Annotated in this window: 7 protein-coding genes; 6 read left to right on the plus strand and 1 reads right to left on the minus strand. The window is 40.1% G+C overall.

Annotation, left to right across the window (positions count from 1 at the left end):
- The first annotated feature begins 24 nt into the window (after window positions 1-24).
- The 5 genes from BLS59_RS19905 (at window position 25) to BLS59_RS19925 (ending at window position 10,350) form a co-directional block, all read left to right on the plus strand.
- The gene (locus BLS59_RS19905; RefSeq protein ID WP_091151859.1) at window positions 25-1,143 is read left to right on the plus strand and encodes a FecR family protein; all 1,119 of its coding nucleotides are present in this window, start codon (window positions 25-27) and stop codon (window positions 1,141-1,143) included.
- A 156-nt stretch (window positions 1,144-1,299) separates the two neighbouring features.
- A complete protein-coding gene (locus BLS59_RS19910; protein WP_143014179.1) occupies window positions 1,300-4,689 on the plus strand; it encodes a SusC/RagA family TonB-linked outer membrane protein in 3,390 nt (1,129 codons plus the stop codon).
- Between the two features lie 28 nt (window positions 4,690-4,717).
- Complete coding sequence (locus tag BLS59_RS19915) at window positions 4,718-6,217, plus strand: RagB/SusD family nutrient uptake outer membrane protein (RefSeq protein ID WP_091151863.1); 1,500 nt, start codon at window positions 4,718-4,720, stop codon at window positions 6,215-6,217.
- Between the two features lie 54 nt (window positions 6,218-6,271).
- Complete coding sequence (locus tag BLS59_RS19920) at window positions 6,272-7,600, plus strand: thioredoxin family protein (protein WP_091151866.1); 1,329 nt, start codon at window positions 6,272-6,274, stop codon at window positions 7,598-7,600.
- A gap of 80 nt (window positions 7,601-7,680) precedes the next feature.
- On the plus strand, window positions 7,681-10,350 hold the full coding sequence (locus tag BLS59_RS19925) for an alpha/beta hydrolase family protein (protein ID WP_091151868.1): 2,670 nt from the start codon (window positions 7,681-7,683) through the stop codon (window positions 10,348-10,350).
- Window positions 10,351-10,354: 4 nt separating this feature from the next.
- Here the strand turns inward: BLS59_RS19925 and BLS59_RS19930 are convergent, their stop codons facing one another.
- Window positions 10,355-11,236: an AraC family transcriptional regulator gene (locus tag BLS59_RS19930; RefSeq protein WP_091151870.1), complete on the minus strand. Its 882-nt coding sequence runs from the start codon at window positions 11,234-11,236 to the stop codon at window positions 10,355-10,357.
- Window positions 11,237-11,352: 116 nt separating this feature from the next.
- Here BLS59_RS19930 and BLS59_RS19935 point away from each other — a divergent pair, with 116 nt between their 5' ends.
- Window positions 11,353-12,678: a sugar porter family MFS transporter gene (locus tag BLS59_RS19935; RefSeq protein WP_091151871.1), complete on the plus strand. Its 1,326-nt coding sequence runs from the start codon at window positions 11,353-11,355 to the stop codon at window positions 12,676-12,678.
- Window positions 12,679-12,681 lie beyond the last annotated feature (3 nt).

A 12,681-nucleotide genomic window follows, 5' to 3' on the forward strand; every position in this document is an offset into this window, starting at 1 on the left:
ATCTGCGCTTGCCGTCTTACTGTTATGGAAGAGCAGGAATTGATCAAAGCTTTACTGGAAAAATACAAAGCAGGCACCATTACCGATGCGGACAAAGCCGTTTTGGATAAGTGGTATCTGCATGTCGCTGCGGATAGTTCGGAAGAATTATCGGAGGCGGACCGTTTGCAGACCTTTGATACGGTATTGCATCACTTGGAAGAAGTTAGTGCAGCGAAGCCTATTAGGCGTTTATGGCCACGCATCGCCGCCGCGGCTTCAGTGATCCTGGCCTTAGGTATTGGAGGCTATTTCGTATTGCATAAAAACGAACCAATTACACAGGTGGCGGTGCAGCATGATGTACTACCGGGTGGTAATAAAGCTTACCTGACTTTAGGCAACGGGCAGCGGATCTCGCTGACGGATGCAAAGAACGGAACCATCGCCAATCAAGCCGGCAAAATAATTCAAAAAACCGCTGATGGCCTAATCGCTTATGACAATTCGAATACTAGTCATAAAAACTCTGAAATTATTTTCAATATCATTGAAACGCCTCGTGGCGGGCAATACCAGGTCGTCCTGCCGGATGGCAGTAAGGTATGGCTGAACGCTGCCTCTTCATTGAAATATCCCGCTGCTTTTACCGGTACCGACCGCCAGGTGGAACTGAGCGGTGAAGCTTACTTTGAAGTGGCTAAGGACAAAGCGCATCCATTTAAGGTCAAAACCAACCGGGAAACCGTGGAAGTTTTGGGAACCCATTTCAATATCAATAGCTATAACGACGAGCCGACACTTAAAACCACCTTATTGGAAGGCAGCGTAAAAATAACGACTGCTAACACACAGCAAATTATTAAGCCGGGCGAACAAGCTGTATTAGGCAGCAGCTTAAAGATACAGCAAGCTGATGAAGAAGAAGTACTGGCCTGGAAGAACGGCCTGTTCATGTTCAACGACGAACCGCTCGAAAGCATTATGCGTAAGGTATCCCGCTGGTACGATGTAGACGTCCAATACGGCGACATTGATAAAACCCAGTCCTTTGGCGGCGGTGTATCCCGTTTCGATAATATTTCCAAAGTGCTCCAAAAACTGGAAATCACCCGCATGGTGCATTTTAAAATTCAAGGCAAAACCATTTATGTAACTAAATAATCACCCTAAAATTTAAGCATATGAAAAGACATTTACGACGATAAAGCAAGGCCATAAAAAAAACCAGAAGTGCTTGAACACCCCTGGTTAACCCAGCCCGTTAAAAAATTGAATGTTTAACCGCAACCGCCACGACCGTTTCAAAATAGCGGCGGATTGCAAAAGCAAGGAACACAAATGTATAAAAAATATACACAGGAAACTGGTATGCTCAAAAGGCTGTACCATAAAATATGGCTGATCATGCGACTCACGACCATCATCTTACTGATAACATTACTACAGGTCAGCGCTGCCACCAAAGCTCAGAACCTGACGTTAAAGAAAACTAACGCCAGCCTGAAAAGCATCTTCAGCGAAGTCAAAAAACAAACCGGCTATATCGTGCTTTACCCGTCGGCATTAATCAACAATGCCAAACCAGTCACGATTAATCTGACCAACACCCCCCTAAAGGATGCGATGCTCCGCATCCTCCAAAACCAAAATTTGGAATTCGAAATACAGGACAATTCCATCGTCGTCCGCGCCAAAGCGCCCTCCTTTCCCGACAAAGTGGCTCTTGCTCTTATTGATGTGCATGGCAAGGTGGTGGATGAAAGGAACAAACCGCTTACAGGTGTAACTCTTCGGGTGAAAAATGGCAAACAGGCGACAGTCACCGATGCTAATGGTGATTTTCAGTTAAAGAGTGTAGACGATAACAGTATTCTAATTGTTTCCTTTATTGGATTTACAACCAAAGAGATCGCAGCATCCGTTGATCTCAATGTCATTAACCTGGAAACGAGCACCTCAAAACTCGATGAGGTGCACGTAATTGCCTACGGAGTTACATCCAAAAGGCTTACTACCGGTAATATTGGAGGTATAAAAGCTTCTGACATTGAAACGCAACCTGTAAGTAACCCTTTATTGGCTTTAGCTGGCCGTGTGCCGGGCGTTTTCGTAATTCAAAATTCCGGTAATGCAGGAAGTGGTGTTACCATCAAGATTCAGGGCGCCAATTCAATTAGCAGGGGGAATGACCCCTTTTATGTTGTAGATGGATCGCCTTATTTACAGCAAACATTGCCTACACTGGGTAACAATATACAATTAGGATCCGGGGACGAATATTTCGGGAAAATTGGCGGAAGTGGTAACCCATTCAGTTTTTTAAACCCAGCTGACATTGAAAGTATTGAAGTGTTGAAAGATGCTGATGCAACAGCCATTTATGGCTCACGTGCAGCAAACGGGGCAATTTTAATTACCACAAAAAAAGGCAAATCCGGCAAAACGAAAATTGACATGACTATGCAAAGTGGAATAGGGAAAGTTAGTCATTATATGGATTTGCTTAACACAAATCAATATTTGGAAATGCGTAAAGAAGCTTATTTCAAAAATGATGGGTTTACAACTACCTCATCCAGATATCGTACACAATATGACATTAATGGAACCTGGGATACTACGCGTTATACTAATTGGCAAAAGGAGCTTATTGGTGGCAATGCTAATTATTCGGACGTTCAAGCTTCAATTTCAGGCGGAGGCAGCTCTACAACCTTCAGGCTAAATGGTAGCTATCACCGAGAGACATCTGTGTTTTCAAACACTTTCGCAGATGTAAAGGGGGGTATAGGATTAAATGTTAATCATTCTTCAGCGAATGGAAAATTTAAAATTCAGTTTTCCGGTAACTATCTAAGTGATAATAATCAACTACCCGGTATCGATTTAACTGCATATGCGCTAAGAATGGCTCCTGATGCACCCCAATTGTATCATTCTGATGGAACTTTAAACTGGCAGCGCATTCCATCAGGAACTGATAGCATCTCAACTTGGGTTAACCCTCTTAGCTATAAATTAAGAACATATAAGGTTATTACTGACAATCTTATATCAAATCTTAATCTAACTTATCATATTATAAATGGATTAGACTTCAATACAAATATAGGTTACAGTAATACACATTCAAACGATGTCTCAACTAATCCATCTTCAGCCGTTCAACCTGAAAGAAGAGCTATAACACCAAGAGTGGCAGGATATGGAAACGGTAAATCAAATTCATGGATAATTGAACCTCAAATCAATTATCGCATCAATTTAAATAAAGGGCGATTCGAGTTTTTGCTTGGATCAACTTTTCAGGAAAACCAAACTTACTCGCAGCAGCTTAACGGCGAAGGGTACAATAGCGATATCGTTATGGAAGATTTTAGAGCCGCTGCAGTAATTACTGCTGGTCAAAGCATCCAAAATATTTATAAATACACTGCTCTTTTTGCCCGCGTAAATTATAATTGGGAGGACAAGTACATAGTAAACCTAACTACGAGGAGAGATGGCAGCAGCCGCTTTGGAATAGAGAATCAATTTCATAATTTTGGCGCGGTTGGCGCAGCATGGCTCTTCAGCAACGAGGAACTTTTTAAAAACCATGCTCACTGGATTAGTCTTGGCAAGCTACGGGCGAGTTATGGCACGACTGGCAGTGATCAGATAGGAGATTACCAATATCTCAATCAATACGAGATAGCTGCCTACCCTGTCGCCTACCAGGGAGTTATATCCTCTCAACCCATGGGGCATAGTAACCCTTATATACAATGGGAGGAAACTAAGAAGTTTCAAGCCGGTTTAGACTTAGGATTCTTAAAAGACCGGATTTTATTAGCAATAGGCTATTTCAACAACCGGTCATCTAATCAATTGCTAAATTATTCACTTCCTATTACTACCGGATTCCCCTTTGTTTTCAGAAATTTCCCTGCTACGGTAGAAAATTCTGGTTGGGAAATTTCTTTTAACACTATCAATGTACAGAGCAAATCATTTACATGGAATAGTAGTTTAAACTTTACCGCGGGTAGAAACAAATTGATTTCTTTTCCTGGGTTGGAAAAATCACCCTATGCAAGTCTGTTAATCGTTGGGGAACCTGTAAGTATAGAAAAGCATTATAACTTCGCAGGAGTAAATCCTGAAACTGGTTTATATCAATATTATGATGCCCAAGGTAAAATTACAAATGAACCAAATGCGCTTACAGATAGGACGGTTATACGCAGACCATTACAAAACTTCTATGGTGGATTGCAAAATAGTTTCACTTATAAAAATATCCAGCTAGACTTTCTGTTTCAATTTGTGAAACAAACTGCAAGAAATTTTGATCTCGGCCTTAGTTCACGTACCGGAGTAAGTAATTTAAATCAACCTACAACCGTTTTAAATCGTTGGCAAAACTCTGGAGATCAGACAGACATTCAAAAGTATAGTACAACTTTGTTAATTAACGATTATGCACAGGAAAGCTCTAGGGCTTTTAGCGATGCTTCATATGTTCGGTTGAAAAATTTATCGCTCTCTTGGAGTTTGCCTTCAAAGTTAATTCGCTCGATACATTTAGAAAATTGCAGAGTTTTTGCTCATGGACAAAATCTATTAACCTTTACTAAATATAAAGGGCTAGATCCTGAAACACCCGGTAATTTAAGCTTGCCACCTTTACGAACTTATACATTCGGGCTTCAGGTAACGCTTTAATCAATTTTTACAATTAATCTAAGATCTCATGAAATATTCAAAAATAAGTTATGATTCAAATGCCAAACATTGGCTGTCATTCAAGAGAGTGGCAATGTATATGGTGTTTATAACGCTTTTATTTACAAGTATGGGGTGCAAAAAGTTCATTGCCGTTGCTCCCCCAATTACGAGTACTAATTCGGATAATATATATTCGAATGATGGAACCGCCATTAGTGTATTAACAAGTTTGTACGCAAAGATGAGTGCTGAAAATTCTAATAATTTTGTTTCTAGTGGATTTAATTCTCTTGGCCTTTATACTGGCCTTTCAGCTGATGAAATTACTCTCTTTAGCGGTTCGACGAATCCGGTTTTGACTGCCTATTACCAAAATAAATTAAACAATACCGTTACTAATTCAGTAGATGTTTTTGAAACTAGCTATCCATATATTTTTACCATTAATGCAGCAATTGAAGGATTAACAAAATCAACAACATTAACTCCATCTGTCAAAAATGAACTATTAGGCGAAGCTTATTTTATGCGAGCCTTTTTTTACTTCTATTTAACCAATCTATATAGTGAAGTTCCATTGATTTTGGTAACCGATTACAATATTACTTCCAAGCAGGGGAGTATCGGGCAAAATGAAATATATAATCAAATTAAAGTCGACTTATTAAAGGCTCAAAATTTGATGGCGGATAAATTTTATGATGGCACCCTTCTAAGCGGTACAGGTGAGCGCGTACGACCAAATAAAACCGCAGCTACCGCATTGTTGGCCAGGGTATACTTATACAACAAAGAATGGTCAAATGCAGAGACGGAGGCTACTGAAGTCATTCAGAATTCTACGACCTACAAGATCGAGCCGGATTTAAATACGGTTTTTTTAATAGGTAGTAAGGAAACAATTTGGTCCTTACAATCAGTTAATAATAATAGCGCGTCAAATACCGGAGATGGAGCTGTATTTATTCTAACCGGACCTCCAGATGAAAATTTCCATCCATTTTATTTAAGTAGTAGTTTGATAAACAGCTTTGACCACGATGACCTTAGATTAACGAACTGGACACAACACATTGTTGCTGGTGGGCAACCTTACGATTATGCTTACAAGTATAAATTAGATAATACAAATAACAGCACCGGTGAATATTTAGTAATCTTTCGCTTGGCAGAACAGTATTTGATTCGTGCAGAAGCAAGAGCGCGCCTTGGCAATATAGTTGGTAGTAATAGCGCTAAATCAGATATAGATGTGATACGATTACGGGCAGGCTTGAGAGGGACCGCCGCTACTTCAATGCCTGACATGATTAATAATATATTATTGGAACGTAGACACGAATTATTTACGGAATGGGGCCATCGTTGGTTGGACTTAAAACGGACAAATACTGTCGATTCGGTTATGACGACAGCAACTGCACTTAAAGGAGCTGGAAGTTGGGATAGCCACATGGCTTTATTTCCCATTCCATATGGTACTATTCAGGCGAATCCAAATATTAAACAGAATCCTGGATATTAATATTGAATCCCTTATCTCCCGCCGATTCCGGCGGGAGAATAACAATCAAATCAAATGAAAAAAAAAATAATGATGTTGCTATGGATCGTTATGTCTTCGCCAACGATATTGATGGCTCAGGGATATAAGGGAATAGCCTTTTTAGAGGATATTCGCTGGTCGGCTATATTGGAAAAAGCTAAAAAAGAACACAAGTATATATTTGTAGATGCATATACTACATGGTGTGGCCCATGTAAGATGATGGACAGGGATGTCTACTCTAATGAACAAGTTGGATTATACATCAATGCGAATTTCATTGCTGTGAAGGTGCAGATGGACAGCACAAAGGAAGACAAAGAAAGCATAATTGTATGGCGTAAAGATGCCACGTCCATCGCTCAACAAGCTAAAATTGATGCTTACCCTACACTCCTCTTTTTTTCACCCGACGGCCAACTCGCCTATAAATCGGTGGGGTATAAAAGCGCACTGGAATTCGTGAGTGTCGCAAAATTCGCCGGCAATCCTAATGGAAATGTCATATTAAAACGCCAATTACTTGATTATCAGAATGGGAAAAAGGACTACAAAAATATGTCAACGCTGTCAAAAATGACGAGTGAGGTTTTGGCTGACAATAAACTTGCTTTGCAAATCGCAATAGATTATAAAAAAAATTACTTGGATAAACTTTCCCAAAAGGATTTTTTAAATGCTGAAAATTTGGCTTTCATACGAAGTTTTGGTGCATCATTATTAGACTTGAACGATAATCTTTTTAAAGCCTGTTACGATTCGCCAGGAAAAGTTGATTCATTAATAGGAAAAGGATCTGCCAATCTGTATTCAAAATCAATTATCAGTATTCGTGAAGTGAAACCTCGATTATATAAAGATAAGAAGCCTCTAACCAATAATCCGAGTTGGAAAAAACTTACTGAGTTGTTAAAACGAAGGTATACAAAGATTAACGTTGACGATTTGATACTAGATGAAAAAGTAAATTTTTACAGGAGCGTTAGTAACTGGGTTGTTTATTCCAATTACCTTAATCAACAATTGAAGGTACATCCACCTTCAAGTGATGAATTGGAGGTTTATTACAGACTAAATCATCCCGCATGGGATGCCTTTTTGCATTGCTCTGACCATGAGGTATTAAAAAAAGCATTACAGTGGAGTAGTTTATCAATAAAACTTACAGGGAGTATCGATCAGTTTATGGATACCAAAGCTAATATTTTGTACAAATTAGGTCGTCTTGCAGAAGCAATTTCTTTAGAGGAAAAAATAGTAAAAATGGAAGAAGATAATGCGAAAGAAATTGGTCAAAATCCCAATTCCTCAGAATTTCAGGAAACCTTGGTAAAAATGAAGAAAGGTATTCCGACGTGGTAAGTTATAGTGTTAAAAAAAAAATTCAATTAGGTATAACCCCGCTTTGCTTATTTTTTAGTGTTTTATCGGTGAAAACCGTTATGGCGCAAGACAGCGTTAATTATAGCTATCTAACCAAAACTGAACTGAATTTCAAAAGCATGAATTTTTGGACTAATGCGAGTTCGCCGTCAATCAATAATGACGGAAATTATATCAGTTATTGGATAACAAATAGTGCAACCCATCAGTCCACATTAATTTTGAAATCCTTAAATAGTTCCTGGCTAATAAGTGCGCCTAATGTCAAAGCGAATTACTTCTCCGATGACAATAGGCATGCCTTTATTCTTGACAATCGCAATGAACTAAAACTGTTAGAATTAGGGTCTGATAAATATGTTGAAAAAAAAAATATTAACTCATGTGAAAAAATTAGCAGTCATAGTAGGGAATGGCTTATCTGTTACAATTCGGATAAGGATCTAATATTATTAGATACTAAAATTAACAAAGAGTATGTTTTTCCTTTAGTTGATTCATATTATATAGAAAAGCCTTCCAAAAGAATTTATGTAATACGTAAAGTAGGAAGCAAGAATAAGCTATCCTATATATCAATCGAAAATCAGAAACTAAATCAAATTGGAGTTTATATTAATGGCATCAATGATTTAATTATCGATAATAATGGTACGCAGATAGCATTTACAGTTGAAGAATACGCAACTAAAAAGAAACAGCTTTATTACAGCATTAACGATTCAAAACCAAAGGCAGTCAAAAATATCCCTCAAGGATATTCACTTTCTAAACTTGTAAGATTCGGAAAAAAGGGTAAACAGATTTTTCTTGAATTGTCAAAAAAAATCATTGATACAGTAAAAACACGTGAAGATGGTGTCGATGTGTGGTCATATACTGATGATATATTTTCGCTGGTAAAAGATACCCCCGTCCCAAAAATTACTTACGCGGCATCATTGAACTTAAATAACCGGAGCATTTCTATTTTAGAAAATGATGGAGAAAACATTTCATCCTTTGATAATTGCGATGACTATGTTTTTTTAACTGCCGGTAAAAGTTTATCATCGATATTTCATTGGCAAAAGGAAGGTGATGCACGATTTTTTGTGATTAACACATTAAATAACAAAAGAACGACGGTTAATGGCAACTACGTCTCTTTCGCAAATTCAGGAAAATTTTTAATCTATCAGGTGGGAGAAGAGTATGATGATTACGAAAGCCTGGAAATAGCCACGGGAAAAATATATAGAATCACCGGAAACTGGCCAATTGATGTTTCTAATTCTAGTTACGACGTTAATGGGGAAGGTCTGAGATTGAAAAAGTTGGTGCCCGCTGGCTGGTTAAAAGATATTGACGATGTCTTGATGTATGATGAGTTTGATATTTGGCAGGTTAGTCTAAAAAACCTTCACCAGCCCCAAAATCTTACAAAGGGGTGCGGAAGAGAAAAACATATTTCTTTTCGTTTTTGTGACTTGAATCCCAACAAGGATATTTGTCTCCGTTACCGTTATCTCTTATCCGGATTCAGTAAATTAAATAAGGACAACGGATTTTACCTATTAAAGATAGGGCGGACAAATATACTAGATTCACTGTTTATGGGTAAATATGCGTTTGACCTTCATTTGGGACAAGCTAATGGCGTTGGCGCTGAGTTTTGTCCTATTAAGGCCAAAGAAAAAGATATCTGGATCGTTAAGCGTGAAAGTGTAACCGAATCGCCGAATTATTTTTTTACAATAGACTTCAAGACATTCAATGAAATTAGCTTTAACCATCCAGAAAAACAGTTTGAACTAATGGACGATCGTTTGGTGAATTTCAGGAAGTCCGATGGCACTTTTGAACAGGGAATCTTGTACGTTCCTCAAAATTTAGATAAACGTAAAAAATATCCTGTGATAATCCATTACTACGAAGTGTTATCTGACTGGAAAAATGTCTTTCAACAACCAAACACGACAGGGAGCTCGATAAATATTCCTTGGTTTGTGAATCATGGATATTTGGTTTTTACTCCTGATATACATTATAAAATTGCTGAACCCGGCCAAAGTGCCTACAACTCTGTGATGGGGGCTGCATCATATCTCAAAACATTGCCCTATGTCGATACAGTCCATATGGGATTGCAAGGGCACAGTTTCGGGGGATTCGAAACAAACTACATTGTCACACATACTCGAATTTTTGCTGCCGCTATGGCATCAAGTGGCGTAAGCAATTTAATCAGTTCATATAATTCAATTACATTTAATGGTCGTTTGAAACAAGATCATGATCAGTACCGCATGTTTGGCACTCCCTGGGAAAAGCCAGCTTCCTATATTGAGAATTCACCTGTCTTTTTTGCCGATAAAGTCACGACGCCATTATTGCTGATGAATAATAAAAAAGATGGTGCCGTCCCTTTCGCCCAAGGGCTAGAGTTTTTTCTTTCGTTGAGACGATTAGGCAAACCCGTTTGGTTGCTGCAATATGATGACGAAGCTCATGTTTTGGTCAAAGATGAAAACAGAGAATTGCATACATTGAGGCTTACTCAATTTTTTGACCATTACCTTAAAGGACTCCAGGCTCCAAAATGGATGCTTAATTTAAATACATCAAATTCAACGCCCGGCTCGGGATTAGTTTCGGCGGAAGAGCAAAAGAAAATTGATGCTTATTCGAAGATTCCGTTGTCAGAGAAGTTAAAACCTTTATCGGAAAAAACAACTGATAATAACTGAACTCTTACAAAATATGAATGTTATTTTGCGGTAATGCCAACTTCGTCTGACATTGTTTACGGAATTGAAGGGGTGTAAGCCCCTTCAATTTTAAAAACTGCTGGTGAAAATTAGCCAGAGTATTATATCCACTGTCGTAACAAATTTCCGGAACCTGTTTATACGTGTCGGTCAGCAAACTACAGGCGAAGCCAATGCGAACTTCATGCAGAAAATCCATATAGGTCTTTTTAGTGCTGCGTTTAAAATAAGCGCAGAAGGCAGGGATGCTCATACAGGCGACACCAGCCACATCGCTCAACGAGATTGGTTCTTTGAAGTGATCGATGGTGTACTGAAAGACCCGGTCTATGTTGGCCTGGTCTTTTGCGTTTAGTTGTCGGATCGTTTGTGTCGAAACCGGCATGTATTCACTGCTTTCGGCCAATATTTCAAGGCATTCGAGCAGCAGGGAGACGCGGCGGAAGCCAGTTGCGGTTTCCAAAGCGACTATTAACGGCTGCAAGTGTGACAGTGCTTTGCCCATGATTTTCAAACCTGCTGCGGAAGCTTGGAGCAGGTTCCGTAAGGCAAAGCATTCGGGCGTACTAAAAAAGTCGTTTCCCCAGCAGTCTTCCCGGAACTGGACAACCATCGCACTGGTGATCAGTTCGGAATGGCGCTTTTGAAAGGTATGTGGCAGGCCCGATCCCAACAGGTATATATCACCGGTGTCGAATTCCCCTACGTGGTTACCGATAAAGCTTTGTCCGGAACCTTCGGTGAACAGTATCAGCTCATATTCGATATGCTGGTGCCAGCCCACTTCGAAATTTGGTGTACGATAGGTACGTGCGACAAAGGAGTGGCTTTCCGGCAGGGGCAGTTTTTGAACGAGCGGTTTCACGATATTAATGAGTTGAAAGATCAAAAGTAAGATTTAGGATGAATATCCTTTACTTTTTGAAGAATTACGAATATGTTCTGCATTAGGGCGAGCCGTAAATTAGATAATTATAAACCATGATGATCAACCGGTCCTTTATTATTTTAATAAGTTGTGTGGCTGCTCTTGGCGGCTTGCTGTTTGGATTTGACACCGCGATCATTTCCGGTGCCATCCCCTATATCACGCCTTATTTTGGGCTGGATGCGGGTGGTTTGGGTTGGGCGGTCGGCTGCATTTTGATTGGCTGCGCCGCCGGCGCTTTAGGTGCGGGATGGTTAGCCGAAAGGTTTGGAAGACTTGCAACATTAATTGTTTGCGCGCTGCTATTTGCTGTATCAGGCATAGGTGCTGGATTATCCCATAGTTTGTTTGTTTTTGTGCTTTTCAGGTTAATTGGCGGTCTGGGTGTTGGCGCGGCGGCGATGGTGTCGCCGATGTATATCGCTGAAACCGTTCCGGCCCATTGGCGTGGCAGATTGGTTTCGTTGTATCAATTAGCGATCGTCAGCGGTATTTTACTTGCTTATTTTTCGAATTACTTTTTTGAACGCTTTGATCATAACTGGCGGCTGATGTTTGCCTCACAGGCTGCGCCCGCGCTGCTCTTCCTGATCTTGTTGTTTTTAGTGCCGGAGACACCACGCTGGTTATTACGTCATCAGCGCAAAATAGAAGCACTGGCTATCCTGATCCGCATTTCCGGCAGCGAAGCCGCACAAACAGAACTGGCTCAAATAGAAAATAGCTTTACAACTGAAAGTGGTTCAGCATTTCAGCTGCTATTTAGTAAAGCCAGCCGCCCTGTCTTAGCCACCGGTATCCTGATCGCAGTTTTCCAGCAGGTGACCGGTATCAATGCCGTATTGTATTACGCCCCGCTGATCTTCAAAGAAACCGGCCTGAACAATAGTTCTGCACTCTTACAAACCATTGGCATCGGCGCGGTCAACGTCTTGGCTACTTTCATCGCCATTGGGTTTGTCGACAAGGTTGGGCGAAAGAAATTCCTGCTGATCGGCAGCCTCCTGATGGGTACCTGCTTAGTGGTACTCGCCTTTTGTTTTAATTACCAATATTTTGATCATTATATCGTGCTGGTGGTGCTCGTGCTTTATGTGGGCACTTTCGGTTGTACGCTGGGCGCGGTGACCTGGGTCTATCTCTCGGAGATCTTCCCCAACCGAATAAGGGGCCTGGCGCTCTCGGTAGCAACGCTTGCCTTGTGGCTGGCTGATTTTATAGTGACTTATACTTTCCCGCTATTGATCAAGAATTTGGGTACGCCGCTCACCCTGGGCTGTTACGCCCTGTGTTGTATCCTGTCGTTTATTTATGTGCTGAATAAGGTGCCGGAAACCAAGGACAAAACACTGGAAGAAATTGAAACCTTATTTATCTAATGC

This window comes from Mucilaginibacter pineti (assembly GCF_900101875.1).
In the GTDB taxonomy this organism is placed as follows: domain Bacteria; phylum Bacteroidota; class Bacteroidia; order Sphingobacteriales; family Sphingobacteriaceae; genus Mucilaginibacter; species Mucilaginibacter pineti.

Coding starts and splice junctions, on each gene's coding strand:
- BLS59_RS19915 (WP_091151863.1), top strand. CDS start 4,718: ATGAAATATTCAAAAATAAGTTATGATTCAAATGCCAAACATTGGCTG.
- BLS59_RS19920 (WP_091151866.1), top strand. CDS start 6,272: ATGAAAAAAAAAATAATGATGTTGCTATGGATCGTTATGTCTTCGCCA.
- BLS59_RS19935 (WP_091151871.1), top strand. CDS start 11,353: ATGATGATCAACCGGTCCTTTATTATTTTAATAAGTTGTGTGGCTGCT.
- BLS59_RS19905 (WP_091151859.1), top strand. CDS start 25: ATGGAAGAGCAGGAATTGATCAAAGCTTTACTGGAAAAATACAAAGCA.
- BLS59_RS19925 (WP_091151868.1), top strand. CDS start 7,681: ATGGCGCAAGACAGCGTTAATTATAGCTATCTAACCAAAACTGAACTG.